Origin of the sequence: Amycolatopsis sp. WAC 01375, from assembly GCF_003947325.1 — a bacterium.
Lineage (GTDB): Bacteria > Actinomycetota > Actinomycetes > Mycobacteriales > Pseudonocardiaceae > Amycolatopsis.
Map to the genome: position 1 here is coordinate 74,246 of NZ_QHHW01000035.1, position 15,676 is coordinate 89,921.

Annotated in this window: 10 protein-coding genes and 2 pseudogenes; 10 read left to right on the plus strand and 2 right to left on the minus strand. The window is 69.5% G+C overall.

Translation table 11 applies throughout. The features are described from left to right. The 6 genes from DL991_RS22500 (at position 1) to DL991_RS22525 (ending at position 8,490) form a co-directional block, all read left to right on the plus strand. Entirely contained in the window at positions 1-1,257 is a 1,257-nt protein-coding gene (locus DL991_RS22500; protein ID WP_125786326.1) for a glucarate dehydratase family protein, read from the plus strand. Between the two features lie 4 nt (positions 1,258-1,261). After that, positions 1,262-2,407, plus strand: coding sequence for a hypothetical protein (locus DL991_RS22505; protein WP_125786327.1), 1,146 nt, complete (start codon positions 1,262-1,264; stop codon positions 2,405-2,407). A gap of 15 nt (positions 2,408-2,422) precedes the next feature. Then, on the plus strand, positions 2,423-3,880 hold the full coding sequence (locus DL991_RS22510) for an aldehyde dehydrogenase (NADP(+)) (RefSeq protein ID WP_125786328.1): 1,458 nt from the start codon (positions 2,423-2,425) through the stop codon (positions 3,878-3,880). 96 nt (positions 3,881-3,976) lie between these two features. Beyond that, the gene (locus tag DL991_RS22515) at positions 3,977-6,337 is read left to right on the plus strand and encodes a polysaccharide lyase 8 family protein (protein WP_125786329.1); all 2,361 of its coding nucleotides are present in this window, start codon (positions 3,977-3,979) and stop codon (positions 6,335-6,337) included. Between the two features lie 137 nt (positions 6,338-6,474). Next, positions 6,475-7,623, plus strand: coding sequence for an epoxide hydrolase family protein (locus DL991_RS22520; protein ID WP_125786330.1), 1,149 nt, complete (start codon positions 6,475-6,477; stop codon positions 7,621-7,623). Between the two features lie 69 nt (positions 7,624-7,692). After that, on the plus strand, positions 7,693-8,490 hold the full coding sequence (locus tag DL991_RS22525) for an alpha/beta fold hydrolase (RefSeq protein ID WP_199754032.1): 798 nt from the start codon (positions 7,693-7,695) through the stop codon (positions 8,488-8,490). Here DL991_RS22525 and DL991_RS22530 read toward each other — a convergent pair. Then, entirely contained in the window at positions 8,483-11,185 is a 2,703-nt protein-coding gene (locus DL991_RS22530; protein ID WP_125786332.1) for a BTAD domain-containing putative transcriptional regulator, read from the minus strand. The two genes, DL991_RS22525 and DL991_RS22530, sit on opposite strands and share 8 nt — an antisense overlap. Before the next feature lie 124 nt (positions 11,186-11,309). On the opposite strand from DL991_RS22530, the gene DL991_RS22535 reads away from it, so the two are divergent. Beyond that, positions 11,310-11,798: a DUF4440 domain-containing protein gene (locus tag DL991_RS22535; protein WP_125786333.1), complete on the plus strand. Its 489-nt coding sequence runs from the start codon at positions 11,310-11,312 to the stop codon at positions 11,796-11,798. Between the two features lie 81 nt (positions 11,799-11,879). On the opposite strand, the gene DL991_RS22540 is transcribed toward DL991_RS22535, so the two are convergent. Further along, a complete protein-coding gene (locus DL991_RS22540) occupies positions 11,880-12,134 on the minus strand; it encodes an SAM-dependent methyltransferase (RefSeq protein ID WP_233598938.1) in 255 nt (84 codons plus the stop codon). A gap of 8 nt (positions 12,135-12,142) precedes the next feature. Between DL991_RS22540 and DL991_RS22545 the strand changes: the two are divergent. The 3 genes and pseudogenes from DL991_RS22545 to DL991_RS22555 form a co-directional block, all read left to right on the plus strand. Then, a pseudogene (locus DL991_RS22545) lies at positions 12,143-12,556 on the plus strand (cytochrome P450); the annotation flags it as partial. 106 nt (positions 12,557-12,662) lie between these two features. Continuing rightward, positions 12,663-13,449, plus strand: a pseudogene (locus tag DL991_RS22550) (alpha/beta fold hydrolase). 105 nt (positions 13,450-13,554) lie between these two features. After that, a complete protein-coding gene (locus tag DL991_RS22555) occupies positions 13,555-15,669 on the plus strand; it encodes an EAL domain-containing protein (RefSeq protein WP_125786334.1) in 2,115 nt (704 codons plus the stop codon). The last annotated feature ends 7 nt before the right edge of the window (positions 15,670-15,676 follow it).

Consider the following 15,676-nt stretch of genomic DNA (forward strand, 5'->3'; position numbering starts at 1 on the left):
ATGAAGGTTCTCGACGTCGTCCTGACCCCGGTCGCCTTCGCCGACCCGCCGCTGCTCAACGCCATGGGTGTGCACGAACCCTTCGCGTTGCGCGGCGTCGTCCAGCTGATCTGCGAAGACGGCGTGGTCGGCCTCGGCGAGTCCTACGGTGACCTCGCGTTCCTCGAACAGGTCCGCAAGGTGCTGCCGGAACTCAAGGGACAGGACGTGTTCGACCTCCCCGGCCTCCGCCGGAAGGTCGCCACGACGCTGGGCGAGGTCGTCTTCGCCGACGCGCACGGGCTCACCGGTGGCTTCTCCGTCAGCAAGACGGTCGCCAGCGTGTACTCGCTGTTCGAGGTTGCCGCGCTCGACGCGCAGGGGCACTACCTCGGCAGGCCGGTGGTGGATCTGCTCGGCGGCAAGGCCCGCGACGCCGTCGACTTCTCCGCCTACCTGTTCTACAAGTTCGGCGCCCACCTCGGCGCCGAGGAGGACTCGTGGGGCGAGGTGACCACGCCGGAGGCGCTCGTCGGCGAGGCGCGCCGGATGGTGGAGGAGTACGGGTTCGGGTCCATCAAGCTCAAGGGCGGCGCGTTCGACCCCGATCAGGAGATGGCCGGGATCCGCGCGCTCGCCGAGGCGTTCCCGGAGCATCCGCTGCGCATCGACCCGAACGCGGCGTGGACCGTCGAAACGGGCATCCGGGTCGCCGAAGAACTCGACGGCGTCCTGGAGTACCTCGAAGACCCGACGCCGGGCATCGAGGGCATGGCGCGCGTCGCCGAGAAGGCGAACATGCCACTGGCCACGAACATGTGCGTCGTGCGCTTCGCGGACATCGAGCCCGCGTTCCGGCAGCGAGCGGTCGGCGTAATACTTTCGGACCATCATTACTGGGGTGGTCTGCGGGACACCCAGGCGCTGTCCACCACGGCGGAATGCTTCGACGTGGGGCTTTCCATGCACTCGAACAGTCATCTCGGGATCAGTCTGGCCGCTATGGTGCACGTGGCCGCGGCGACGCCGCACCTGACCTACGCCTGCGACACCCACTGGCCGTGGAAGACGGCCGACGTCATCGCCCCGGGTGCGCTGGAGTTCGCCGACGGTGCGGTCGCGGTGCCCGACAAGCCCGGGCTCGGGGTCGAACTCGACCCCGACGCGCTGGCGCGGGCCCATGAAGACTATGTCCGAAGTGGACAGACCAAACGGGATGACGTGACCTATATGCGGAAGTTCGTCGGAAACTTCGAGCCGAACACGGCACGGTGGTGACAGGGTGAAGGTCACCGGATACGCCTACCCCTGGGACGTCGTCGACGATCCCGGGTTCGTCGAGCGCGTACGGGAACTGGGCGTCGACGAGGTCGCCGTCGCCGTGTCGTACCACAGCGCCCGCGCGGCGACGCCCTGGGCACCCGAGCGCACCTCGGTCGTCGCGCGCCACGCGGCACTGTACCGGCCGGTGCGTGAGGAGGCCTGGGGTGAGCTGAGGCCCGCCGAACCGGACTGGGTCGAAAGCCGCGACAGCGCGGGCGACGCCGTCCGGACGCTGAACGAGGCGGGTGTCCCGGCCGCGGCGTGGATAGTGCTGACCCACAACTCGCAGCTGGGGACGGAGTTCCCGGATTTCACCGTGCGCAACTGCTTCGGCGAGCGGTACCCGTGGGCGCTGTGCCCCGGTCAGCCCGCCGTCCGCGAGTACGCCGCGAACGTGGTCGCGGAGAGCCTCGCCGGGCTCGATTTCGCCACGGTGGTCCTCGAGGCGTGCGGTCCACTCGGCGCCGTGCACCAGCACCAGCACGAGAAGACCGACGGGGTCTGGTCGCCCGCGGTGGCACGGCTGCTGTCGGTCTGCTGCTGCGACGACTGTCTCGACACCTGGGCCGCGGCCGGTCAGGACCCGGCGAAGGCGCTGGGCAAGCTGCGGGCCGAGGTCCGGCGGCTGATCGACAGCGGCGACCTTCGTGCCACCGAGGACAAGATCCTGCCCACGCTGCGGCAGGTCCTGCTCGACACGCGGCAGAAGGCGACCGACGCGCTCCGGCGCGAGGTGCTCGCGAAGATCCCGTCCGGGCCCCGGATCGTGCTGCACGGCGCGATGGACCCGTGGGTCACGGGCGCGCTTCCGGGGCTGACACCGTCGGTCCCGGACGACGTCGACGCGGTGGTGCTGCAGAACTGGGCACCCGGTCGCCCCAGCGTGGGCGCGGTCGCGACGGCACGGGCGAAACTGCCGGACAAGGTCGCCGTCGGCAGCTACATCACCGCGGTGGCGGCGAGCCCGGTGCCGGACATCGAGGCCTACACCCGCGAACTCGGCAAGGCGGGCGCCACCGAACTGCACCTGTACCACCTCGGCCTCGCCGGCCCGGGGCGCTGGGCGGATCTCATCGCCGCCGTCAGCGCCGCACACGAACTCTAGGAGAAGCAAGAAATCATGAGCCAGGCAACGGATCCCGCCACGCTCGACCAGATCCTCGCGGCCGCCGCCGATGCGGCAGGCACGGCGGCGGCCGCGACCCCAGCCCAGCGCGCCGGATGGCTGAACGCGGCTGCGGACGCCCTCGACGCGGCCGCCGACGAACTGATCGCGCTGGCCAACCGGGAGACGCATCTCCCGGCTTCACCGCGCCTGCAGGGAGAGCTGAAGCGAACGACGTTCCAGCTGCGCCTGTTCGGCGAGGTGCTGGCCGACGGCTCGTTCCTCGGCGCCACCGTCGACCACGCGGACGCCGCCTGGCCGATGGGGCCGCGGCCGGACATCCGCCGGTTGCTCACCCCGATCGGTCCGGTGCTGGTGTTCGCCGCCAGCAACTTCCCGTTCGCGTTCAGTGTCGCGGGCGGTGACACCGCGTCGGCGCTGGCCGCCGGCTGCCCGGTCGTGCTCAAGGCGCATTCCGGCCACCCGGAGCTGTCCGCGCGCACCGGCGAGATCCTGCGTGACGCGCTGGTCGAGTCCGGTGCGCCGGAAGGGATCTTCGCCGTCATCCACGGCCAGCAGAACGGCGTCACGGCGTTGAAGGATCCGCGGATCCAGGCGGCGTCGTTCACCGGATCGGTCCCGGGTGGGCGTGCGCTGTTCGACATCGCGACCTCACGGCCGTCGCCGATCCCGTTCTACGGCGAACTCGGCAGCGTGAACCCCGTCGTCGTCACCCAGGCGGCGATCGAGGCGCGCGGCGAGGCGATCGCCAAGGGCTACGCGGGCTCGTTCAGCCTCGGTGCCGGGCAGTTCTGCACGAAGCCGGGGCTGCTGTTCCTGCCAGAGGGACACGGTCTCGACGACGTGCTGCGCGAAGCCGTCTCGGCGATCCCGGCGCAGCCGATGCTCAACGAACGTATCGCGGCCGGTTTCGCCGACGGGCTGGCGAAGCTGCGTGAGGTCGATGGTGTCGAGGTGCTGTCCGAGTCCGGTGGCGCGGAAGGGATCTCGCACGGCGCGACGCTGCTCGCCACGACCGCCAAGGCCTTCCTGTCCGACGCCGACACCGTCCGCGAGGAGTGCTTCGGCCCGGCGTCGCTGATCGTCACCTATGCCGATCAAGCGGAACTGATCAGCCTGCTCGGGGTGATGGAACCGGGGCTCACCGCGACCATCCAGGGCGAAGAGTCCGATGTGGACTGGATCCACCCGGTCCTCCCGTCGCTGACCAGGGTCGCCGGCCGCCTGCTGTGGAACGACTGGCCGACCGGGGTGACGGTCACCTGGGCACAGGAACACGGTGGTCCCTACCCGGCGACCACCGCGCCGACCAGTACCTCGGTCGGCACCGCCGCGATCGAACGCTTCCTGCGACCGATCGCCTGGCAGGGCTTCCCCGACGCGCTGCTGCCGGAACCGTTGCAGGAGAACAACCCGTGGGACCTGCCCCGCAGGACCGACGGGAAACGCTAGAACCTCGTGAGTGATTGGGTCGTCAGAACGACCCAAATCACCCACCACACGCCGCCGCCCCTAGTTGCCGTATTTCGACCCTTGGGAGGCACCGTCATGCCCGAATTCGGTCACTTCGACAGGAGAACCGCTCTGCGCTCGGGTGCGGCAGCGGCCGCTTCGGTGGCGCTCACGACCGCTCTCGCGAGTCCTGCGTCAGCACGATCCGCGCCTCCGGGTTCTTCGGGCCCGTCGGGTACGTCCTCCATCGTCACCGGCTACCGCGAGCTGCAAACCGGTATCGACCGGCCGTCGGCGGAACGCGCCGCCGCACTGGCGAACCTGGACAGGGTCGCGAAGGCCTACCACGACAGCATGACGGTCGGCGGCGGTCCACTGTGGAAAGACCTTCCGCTCGGCCCTGGCAGCGAGTTCACGACGTCGATGTACGCCCGGCTGCGGGCGATCGCGGTCAACTGGGGCACCCAGGGCGGCGCGCTGGCGGGTGATCCGGCCGTACTCGCCCGGATCAAGGCGGCGCTGGAACTGCTGTACACCAGCGATCAGTACAGCGAGAAGACCGCCGAGATCGGCAACTGGTACACCTACGAGATCGGTATCCCGCTCTACCTGCTGCACATTCTCGCGACGGTCGCCGACGAACTGACCCAGGACGAACTCGCCAGGTACCTGAAGCCGGTGCTGAAATTCTCCGGCAATCCGAATCTCCGCACGAACAATCCAGGTGTCGTCGAGACCGGTGCCAACCGCGCGGACAAGTCCACGATCTCCATCGTCTCCGGCGCGATGCTCGGCGACACGGATCGGATCAGGCGCGGCGTCGGCGCGTTCACCGACGTGGAAGGCGGGGGAGCGGCGAGCGTCATCGCCAGGCTCCACCGCGCGGCGGGCGACGGCTTCCACACCGACGGCTCGTTCCTCCAGCACGATTCGGTGCCGTATCCCGGGCATTACGGGATCGTCCTGCTCACCGCCGTCGCGTCCGCCATCCACGTCACCAAGGGCACGGAGTTCGAATTGCCCGCCGACGTGCGCGACGCGGCGTACGCGCTGGTCTCCGACACGTTCGCGCCGTTCGTCTATGCGGGCGCGCTGATGGAGTCCGTCCGCGGCCGGTTCCTTTCCCGTCAAGGGGAATCCGCCCACGACATCGGGCATCAGCTCACCGGCGCGGTCGTCCTGCTGGCGCGGTCGGCGAGCGGGAAGCGCAAGGAAGAACTCGGTGGCCTCGCCGCGAAGTGGATCACCGAGGACACTTTCGCGCCGTATCTCCGGATCCCCGACCCCGAACGGTTCGCGCCGGGGCCGGACCTCGTCGGCATCCCCGGCATCGAGTTCGCCCAGGAGTTGCTGGCGACCGGGATCCGGCCGACGCGGACGGTCGCGACGCATCGCGTGTTCGGCCAGCAGGACCGGATGGTGCACATCACCGAAGGCTGGTCGGCCTCCCTCGGCGTCGCCTCGACGCGGATCTCGCGCTACGAGTCGATCAACTCCATGAACCTGCACGGCTGGTACACCGGCGACGGTTCGCTGTATCTGTTCCTGCCCAAGGCCAAGGGACATTTCACCGACGCCTACTGGCCGACGGTCGATCCGCTGTCACTGCCGGGCACCACCACCAAGAGCGGGCCGCCCCCCAAACTGGAGTCGGTGCCGCTGACGACCAAGGACCACTGCGGTGGCGTCCGATGGGACGCTCGGCACGGCGCGCACGCCCTCGACTTCGTCTCGCAAGACGGCACGCTGACCGCGAAGAAGTCATGGTTCTTCACACCGTCGGGTGTGCTGTGCCTCGGTGCCGGGATCACCGACACGTCCGGTGAGCGGGTCCGCACCACGATCGAGAACCGGAACCTCGGCGAGGACGGCTCCGGTGCGCTCCTGGCCGACGGCCGTCTCGTCGGCGGCTCGGAATCCTTGCGGCGCAAGCGATGGCTGCACCTCGAGAAGGTCGGCGGTTACGTCCTGCTCGACGCCACGGAGGTGAGCGCGCTGCGTGAGGACCGGACGGGGACCTGGCGCGACATCGACAAGGGGGCCAACACCAAGGGCACGACGGTGCCGTACACCAGGCGCTATCAGAAGCTCGTGATCGAACACGGGGCCAACCCTTCGAACGCGAGCTACGCCTACGCCGTTCTGCCCGCCGCGTCGGTGCTGGAGACGATCGCCTCGGCCTGGGCGTGGCGCGTACGGTCCAACACCGCGACGGTGCAGGCCGTCCGGCTGTGGGACGCGACCCTGCTGGCGAACTTCTTCGCCGCCGGCTCGGTCGACGAGGTGTCGGTGTCCGGTCCGGCCTCGGTGGCGCTCGGCCGGACCCGCGACGGCTGGCAGCTGGCCGTTTCGGATCCGACGCAGCGACAGGACGTCCTGCGGGTGATGGTGCGGCGCAAGACCTTCGAGGTGCCGGTTAAGAACACTTTCGGTGCTACGCAGGTTGTTCGCGTTTAGGTGACCAATTGCGGGGCGGTAGGGACTGGGGGCGTACCGGGGCTGGGGTGAAGGGGACTTTCCCTTCGCTTCGGGTGCTGGTCCCGGCGGGCGCATTTAGGTCAGATTCTGACCGGAATGGTCCCTACGGTCACCTCATGACCGACATCGAGCAGTTCCGCATCGACATTCCGCAGTCCGAGCTGGACGACCTGACCGACAGGCTGGCCCGCACCCGCTGGCCGTCGGCGCTGCCCGGTGCCGAGTGGAGCCGAGGCGTCCCCGTCTCCTACCTCAAGGACCTCGCGGAGTACTGGCGAGACGGCTACGACTGGCGCGTGTTGGAGAAGCGGCTCAACGAGTTTCCGCAGTACACCACCGAGATCGATGGCCAACGGGTGCACTTCCTGCACGTCCGGTCGCCGGAACCGGACGCGATCCCGCTGATCATGACGCACAGCTGGCCGAATTCGATCGCCGAGTTCCTGCACGTGCTGGGGCCGCTCACCGACCCGCGAGCCCACGGCCTCGATCCTTCGCTCGCCTTCCACGTCGTCTCGCCGTCCCTGCCGGGCTTCGGCTTCTCGCCGTTCCCCGAACCGGCCGACGAGCGTCCGTGGGACATCGCGCGGGTGGCGCGGACGTGGGCCGAGCTGATGAGCCGCCTCGGCTACGAACGCTATGGCGCACATGGGAACGACGCCGGCGCTCTGGTGACGCCCTGCCTCGCGGTGCACGCGTCCGAGCACGTCATCGGCTCGCACATCACCTCCGGGCTCGGTGTGCCGATGGGCGATCCGGCGGATTTCGAAGGGCTCACCGAACAGGACCAGGCCGACCTCTCGGGCCTGATGGAGCGCTTCGCGGGCGGCAGCGGGTACGCGCCGTACCTGACGAACAGGCCGCAGACGCTGAGCTTCGGCTTCCTCGATTCGCCGGTCGCGCAGCTGGCGTACCTGGTCGAGCGGTTCAAGGAGTTCGACGGCTGGCCCGAAGGCGTGGCGCCCGCGGAGCCGATCGACCGCGACCTGGTCCTCACCAACGCGACGCTGTACTGGCTGACCGGGACCGGCGGCACTTCGCTGTGGCCGTACTACGAGGGCGCGGCCGCGATGCCGATCGACCAGACCGTGGTGCCGACCGGCGTCTCCCACGGCGGGCCGTCCGCCCTGCGCAAGGTCGCCTCGCGCAAGAACGACGTCGTTCGCTGGGCGGATCACGAGAGCCCCAGCCATATGGTCGCGATGGCCGTCCCGGACGACGTGGTGACCGAGCTCCGGGAATTCTTCGGGAATCTCGCGAAGTGATGTCGAGCGGTGGTCGTCGGCTCCGACCCAGGCACGAAGCTAGAGTAAAGCGACCCCGTGGAGGACCTGATGACCACCTCGTTCGAGACCGTCACCTCGGCCGACGGCACCCTGATCGCCTTCGCTCGCACCGGAGCGGGCACGCCGGTGATCCTGGCAGGGGGCGCGTTCAACGACCGCACGACCGTCGCCGGCCTCGCCGCGACGCTGGCCGCGGACTTCACCGTGATCGCCTACGACCGGCGAGGGCGGGGTGACAGCGGCGCGGGCGCGGTCTATTCGGTGGAGCGTGAGGTCGAAGACCTCGCCGCGCTGATCGAGCACGTGGGTGGTTCGGCGGCGGTCTTCGGGCACTCGTCCGGAGCCGTGCTCGGGCTGGAGGCGGCCGCGAGAGGCGTCGCCATGACGAGTCTCGCCGTGTACGAGCCGCCGTACGTCGTCGACGACAGCCGTCCGAAGCCCCCTGTCGACCTCTTCGACCGCGTCCGGGCCCTGATCGCCGACGGCGACCGCGATGGCGCGGCGGAACTCTTCCTGGTCGAGGGGACGGCCACGCCGGCCGAGGTCGTCAAGGGTATGCGGGACGACCCGTTCTGGGCGTGGTTCACCGGCCTCGCCCACACGCTGCCCTACGACCTCGCCCTGTGCGGTCCCGGCAACGTGCTGCCCGCCGACAGGCTGGCCAAGATCTCGGTGCCCACGCTGGTGATGGACGGCGGGGAGAGCGACGCCTGGATGCGGGCCGGCGCCCGCGCGGTCGCCGACACGGTCCCCGGCGCCCGGTACTCCACTGTGGAGGGACAGGACCACGGTGTCCTCCGCCAGCCGGACACCCTGCGCGGTCTGCTCACCGAGTTCCTCAGGTGACGACCTTCAGCGGCTCGGCAGGCAGGCCCATCGCGGAGTAGTGGTCCCGTGCGGCCCGGGTCTGCCCGAGCCCGGCCAACGCGCGGGCTTCCTGCAGCCGGTATCCGATCCGCCTCGCCGTTTCGAGCGCGAGCCGATGCTGCCGGAGCCCCGCCGACGTCTCGCCGAGCGCGAGGCAGGCGGTGCCCAGACTGTTGGCCGCCATGGCCAGCAGCAACGGATGGTTGAGCCGGGTGAGGATCACGCACGCGCGTTCGGCCTGCTCGCGCGCGTCGGCGGGCCGGTGGGCGAGCAGCAGGGCATCGGCGTGGTCGATCCGGCTCCACGCCTCGCCGAACAGGTAGCCGAGGTCCCGTGACGAGTCGATCGAGCGCTCGATGACCTCGAACGCCTCCTCGAAGCGGCCGAGCCGGGCCAGCACCAGACCGAGCTGGGCCGAGCTCAGGATCGTGCCGCGGGCGTCTTCGCGCAGTGCCACCGACCGCCGGGCCGAGGTCAGCGCGTCGTCCAGGTTGCCGAGGACCTCGTGGGTGTTGCTGAGATTGGTCCAGAGTGTGGCGGCGTCGGTGCCGTCGCCCGCGACGGCCAGGCCGTCGCGATAGAACCGGATCGCTTCGGCGTAGCGGCCGAGCATGCTGTGCAGAGCACCCGCTCTGGACAGGGCGAGCGCCTCGGCCGCGCGATCGCCGGAGGCCCGGACGACGTCCAGCCGTTCCATGGCGCAGCCCATGCCCTCGGTGAGCCGCCCGTTCTCCCAGAACGCCAGCGTGAGGCTCGCCAGGCTCAGCTGGATCGCCTGCGGGTCACCGAGCCGGCGGGCGGCGGCGAGCCCTGTCCGCGCCACGGCGAGCAGTTCGTCGAGGTGCCCGCTCTCCCGCAGGTGTTCCGTGGTGTCCTCGGCGATCCGCCAGGCGTACTCGTCGAGACCGGCGTCGAAGGCGTGCCGGGTCACCGCGACCAGGTTCGCCCGTTCCGTCCGATACCAGCCGAAGCCGCCGCCGTCGCGGTAGTGATCGAGCAACCTGCCCATCGCCGGACCCGATTCCTCGTCGCGCACGACACTGCGGGCGTGCTCGGCGATCAGGTCATGGAACGCGTAGCGACCCAGCGCGGGCTGCCTGAGCAGGTGGGCGTCGAGGAGGTCTTCCAGCAGGCGCTCGGCCTCATGTTCACCGACGCCTGCCAACGCGGCCGCCGCGGGCACGCCGATGTCGGCGCCGGGATTCCTTCCCAGCAACCGGAACAGGCGCTGTTGCGCGGCATCGAGTTCCCGATAGGACAGGGCGAAGGCCGCAGCCACATCGCGTCCCGCGACGGTCAGCTCGGCCAGCCGGTCGTGTTCCGAGCCCAGCCGTTCGGCGAGCATCTCCACGGTCCACTGTGGACGATTCTGCAGGCGGGCCGCCGCGATCCGGATCGCCAGCGGCAGATTCCCGCACAACGCGGCCACCCCCGAGTCCGGCCGCCCGGACGCCGCCGCGAACAGAGCGCCCGCCTGTTCGTCCGGCAGCACTTCGAGACTGATCGACGCTCCGCCGTCGACGGCGGACAGGCGGCGCCTGCCGGTGATCAGGAGGCCGACCGTGGCCGAACCGGGCAGGAGCGGCCGCAGCTGTTCGGCGCTCGTGGCGTTGTCGAGCACCACGAGCAGGGACCGGCCCGCCGTTCTCGTGCGCCACAGCTCCGCGCGCCTGTCCACGCCGCCGGGCAGCCTGCTCGCCGGGACGTCCAGCTGCCCGAGCAGGGCTTCCAGCGCCGCCTCGGGCGGGAGCGGTTCGCGGGCGGGGGAATGGCCGTGCAGATCCACGAACAGTTGCCCGTCCGGGAAATCGGCGGCCAGTCTGTGCGCGGCGTGGACGGCGAGCGAGGTCTTGCCGACCCCGGCCATCCCGTCGACGGCCACCGGACGGCCGAGCCGGACGGCGTCGAGCAGGCGGCGGAGCTCGGCCTCCCGGCCGGTGAAATCCGGGACGTCGTACGGGAGGAAGCAGCGTGTCTTGCCGTATTCCGGCTCGTCGCGGAGAATCCGCTCGTAGAGTTCGCGCAGCTTCGGGCCGGGGTCGAGGCCGAGTTCCTCCACCAGCCGCGTCCGCGCCTGCCGGTAGACGTTCAACGCGTCGGCCTGCCTGCCCTGCTGGTGCAGCGCGCGCATGAGCAGTCCGGCGAACGGTTCCCGGAGCGGGTGCTCGGCGACCAGCGCGGTCAGCTCCGCGACGGAGTCTTCCCCGGCGGAGACCTCTTCATCGAGGCAACGCTCCACAACGGACAGACGACGTTCGTCGAGTTCGTCGGCCTCGCCGCGCAAAGCCATACTGTCCACACCGGACAGTGCCGGTCCGCGCCAGCACGCGAGCGCTTCGCGGAACTCGCCCCGCGAGACGTGCTCCTCGAACGTGCGCAGGTCGAAGACGCCCGGGCGCAGGACGAAGCCGGGCCCTTCGGCGGTCAGAACGTCTTCAGCGGCGCCCTCGGCGACGAGCGTGCGCTTCAACGCCGTGGTGAGGTTGCGGATCTGGCGGATGGCCGTGGCGGGCGGATCCTCGTCCCAGACGACGTCCACCAGCCGCGAAACGGAGACCACGCGATCGGCGCCGAGCAGCAGCGCGGCCAGGATCCGCTCCTGCCGCGAGCCCGCCAGCTTCAGCGCCCGCGCGCCGTTCCGGCATTGCACCGGCCCCAAGATCCGGAACTCCATCGCACCCCCTCCCTCGAGGTTAACCGGCCGTCCGCCCGCGCCGGTGCGGAAGTGATGCAGCTGTGATGCGCCGTCCGGAGAACCTGCTTGTGGACCAGATACGGGACGTGATGAGGAGAACCCCATGCGCAAGCGGTATTACGCGGCGTTGGCCGGGCTGATCGTGGCCGCGGCGGGAATCGGTGTGCCCGCCGCGGCGGCGGCGAGCGACCAGCGGGCGGAGGCGGAACGGCAGTCCTGTCAGCGGGCGTTCGACCGCGCGGTCTGGGAGGACATGGACAGCTTCAACAAACGCGACGAGGCCCGCTACCGGGCGATCATCCACCAGGACATGGTGACCGTCGGGCGCCGGGGACAGTTGTTCATCGGCTACGACGCCAACGTCGACCCGGTGGTCAACGAGCAGTTCAAGGTCCCGTACGAGTACAGCATGCCGTGGACGGTGACCCACACCGTCGTCGAGGACTGCAAGATGGGCTTCGCGATCCTCGACGCCTACTACAAGGTGCCGTCGCAGAACGTCAACCGGCACTACACGATCAGCCTGACGCTGGTGCGCGAGCACGGCAAGTGGCAGGTCATCAAGGACACCGTGACCGACGTACTGCCCTGATCCGACCGGCGAGGGGGAACGTCATGAAAGGGTCGTTCAAGACGAAATATGTCCTGAACGACCCTTTCATGACATCGGGGCTCAAGGCTTCCGGCCCACCCCGGCGTACGGCAGCGAGTTGATCTCCGGGTCCTCGGACATGTCGCCGGCGCCTTGCGGGTTCCACATCGCGCAGCCGACGACGCCCGGCTCGAGGCCGCTCGAGTTCGCGTCGGCGGCGACGTGCGAGAGGGGGAGGAAGCTGCCGGGTGCCAGGCGCTCCCGGTAACGCGCCAGAATCGCGTGCGGTTCCCACGAGTCCGGCACGAAATGCAGCAGCAGTCCGGCGTGGGCCACGGCGACCGATCGGGGCGCGGCCGGACATCGAGCGCCGCTTCCACGCCTCGTCAACGAGGTGCTGTCGGGCGGGCCCGTGCGATTCGAACACCTGCCGCGCCTGGTCTACACGCAGCGGATCATCAACGAGGTCGTCCGCCGCACTCCGCCGGTGATCCTCAAGCGGCGGGCGCGGGAGGACGTCGAACTCGGCGCGCGGTGTGCCCATCCCCGCCGGTACCGAGGTCGCGGTCAGCCGGCGCACGCTGCACCGCGATCCACGCTGGTTCCCCGAACCCGACCCGGATCGCTGGGAGCCCGAGCGCGCCGCCGCGGTGCCCAAAGGCGCGTTCATCCCGTTCGGCGCCGACGCGCGGCTGTGCCCCGGCCACCAATTCGCCCCCACGGAGATCGCCTTGGTGGCGGCGACGATCGGCGCGCGGTGTGCCGCGAACACCGGCCTGACAGGCTTGCGGTGAACGTTCGATCACCGGGTGTAGGGTTCATGCTCCTTCCGAGCGTTCCGATTCCGGAGAGGGTTCTGTGAGAATGCCGCTCAAACTGGCCGCGGTGGTGGCCGCCTGCAGCGCGCCCGTCGGTGGTTTCCTGGTCGCCGCACCGGCCGCGGCCGTCGACATCCGCTGTTCCGACCTGGATCTGCCGGTCACCGGCCCGCTCGGCGACCCGGATCGCTATTCCTATCAGCGGGACATGGCCAAGCACGGCTACGCGACCTTCGCCGCGGATCAGCTCGGTTCGGGCGGGAGCGGTAATCCGTTCAGTCCTCCGCTCCTGCTGCCGGTGCGGTCGATGCGCGAGGTGATCGGCCATCTGCGCGCGGGACGGGTCGGCGGTACGCCGTTCGACAAGGTCGTGATCGTCGGGCATTCGGTCGGTTCGGGCATCGTCGCGGCCGAGGCTTCGACATATCAGGACGTGGACGGCGTGTGCCGGCCTGTTCTACGCGACGGAAAATACCGATCCGCGGGTCGTCGAGGCCGACGAGGCGACCAAGGACCAGGTCGCGGTCCCGGGAATGGGAACCGTCGCCGTGTTCGGCATCGTACTGCCCGCGACGAAAGCGATCAGGGTGCCGGTTTTCCAGGCGGTCGTGGAGAAGGACATCCTGTTCTGCGGCCTTTTCGCGCTCCGGGACTGCTCGAACGCGCGGACGTCGCGTCCGGCGGAAGCGCCGTTCTATCGGCCAGAGGCCGAACTTTCCACGTATGTTCTGTCCGGTGCCGGACATTCGCTGGCATTGCACCGCAACGCGTCCCAGTATCGGGACGCCACCCGCGTTCGGCTGAGGGAAAAGGTCGGTATTGCAGTACCGTAGGGTGACCACCCGATCAGGTGGACGGTTGACCGTGAGTACGGCCAGAGAATCGTGGAGGATGGTTCTTCACGACGGAATACGAAAACGACCCCAGGACCGGCGGACGTGACTTTCCCACTTCCGGACGGCGATGAGTTCCCGGTATCGCCGGACGCCCAGAAGAGAGCTTCATCCTCCGCATCGCCGAAGCGGAAGAACACCGCGCCGACCCGCGCCACGCTGGCCCGCAAGTGGGCCTACCTGGTCACCGGAACGGCGTATCTTCCGTATACCCACGCCCAGATCGAAGAGCATTTCGCCGCTCTCCTGGACGAGATCTTCGCGGCGGTCCTGAGTGAAGACGCAGAGCCCGCGCAGGCCGCCGAAGCCGGCGCGCGACTCGTCGCGCTCAGGTGCGTCGGGCCGGACAGCCTCCGTCGCACGATGGACGTACTCGGCAAGGGGCTCTTGCACGAGCCGGAGTTGCGGAGCGTGAAGTCGCTCCCCGAACGGGTGCTGCAGGTGCTCGGCGCGCTCGCGTCGGGTTACGGCGAGGCGTTGCGCGCGAGCATCCAGACACAGCAAGAGGATTTGAGTCGTACGTTGGTCACGATCGAACGCGAGACCCGGCGTGAACTGGTGCTCACGCAGGCGCGGTTCGAGCAGCTGTTCACCGGTTCGGCCACGGGGGTCGCCGTCACCAGGGTGGATGGCCGCGTCCAGCGGGTGAACCCGGCGTTCGCCGAAATGCTGAACCGGCCCGTCGCGGATCTGACCGGGCTCAACCTCTACGACCTGGTCCATCCGGAAGACGCCGAGGGCTTGCGCGAGGGGTACCGGAAGCTGCTCGAAGGCGAGAGTCAGCGGCTCGAGCTGTCGCGAAGACTCGTGGCCGACGAGGACGTACCGACGTGGGCCGCCTTCACCGGCGCGGTGATCCGCGACCCGGCGGGTGAGGCCCAGCAGTTGATCACGCTCGTCGACGGCGACACCGACGTTTCGCTGCTGCAGCGGCAGCTGAGCCGTCAGGCCCTGCACGATCCGTTGACCGGCTTGCCGAACAGGCAGTGCTTCGGCACCCGACTGGAACGGGCGCTGCGCCACGCCGACCCGTCGTTCGGCATCACGGTCTATCACCTCGACCTCGACGGATTCTCCCTGATCGCCGGCGGGCTCGGCCAGAAACAGAGCGACGACCTGCTGAAGAACGTCGCCGCGAAGCTGCGCGCCGTCGTCGGTGGCGAGGACGCGCTCATCGCCAGGATCGGCGGTGACGAATTCGGCATCCTCATCCAGAACACCGCGACCAGCCCGGAGGTCGCCACCGTGATCGGCATGATCAACCAGGAGCTGTCCGAACCGGTGTACCTCGAAGGCGGCAGCGGGGTCGCGGTCTCGGCCTGTATCGGGGTGGTGCACCGGCCGCCGAGGGACATCGCGCCGAACGAACTGCTGCGCGTCTCCGACATGACGCTGCGCCGGGCGCAGGCCAACGGCTATCGGCAATGGGCGCTGTCCGACTCCGTCCTCGACACCAGGGAGCGGCACGAGTTCGGCTTGGCCGTCTCGATGGCGGGCGCCTGGGAGACCGGCGAGGTCGAAGTGCATTTCCGGCCGCTGACCTGGCTGGCGGACAGCAGGCCCGCGGGGATCGAGGCGAGACTCGCCTGGAACCATCCGCGCCACGGCCGGATCGGTCACGACACCTGCGTCCGCTTCGCCAACGACACCGGTCTCATCGTGCCGCTCGGCGAATGGCTCATCCGCACGGCTTGCGAGGAGTCGGACGACAGGCTCCCGATGCTGGTGAGCCTGACGCCGAACCAGGCCGCGGATCCCGATCTCGTCGGATCGGTGCGGAGTGTGCTCTCCACGACCGGTCTCGGGCCGTCACGGCTGCGGCTGGGCTTCCCCGCCGGTGCCGTGCTCGCCGAACTCGGGGAGACCGTCGACAACCTGCACCTCCTCGCCGAGATCGGGGTGGACGCGGAACTGCAGGACTTCGGAGCGGCCGGTGACATCGTCTGTCTCGTGGACGTGCCCGTGAAGACGGTCCGGATCGCTCCCCGGCTGGCGGAGCGGCGGACGGAACCACTGGCGGAACGGTCGCTGCGGAACCTCATCGAGACCGCGGCCATGGCGGGCGCGACGGTGATCGCGGACGGGATCGACTCGGCGGGCGACGCCGGATGGTGGCAGTCCGCCGGTGCCCACATCGGGGCGGGACGCTATTTCGGTTAGGCCGTTC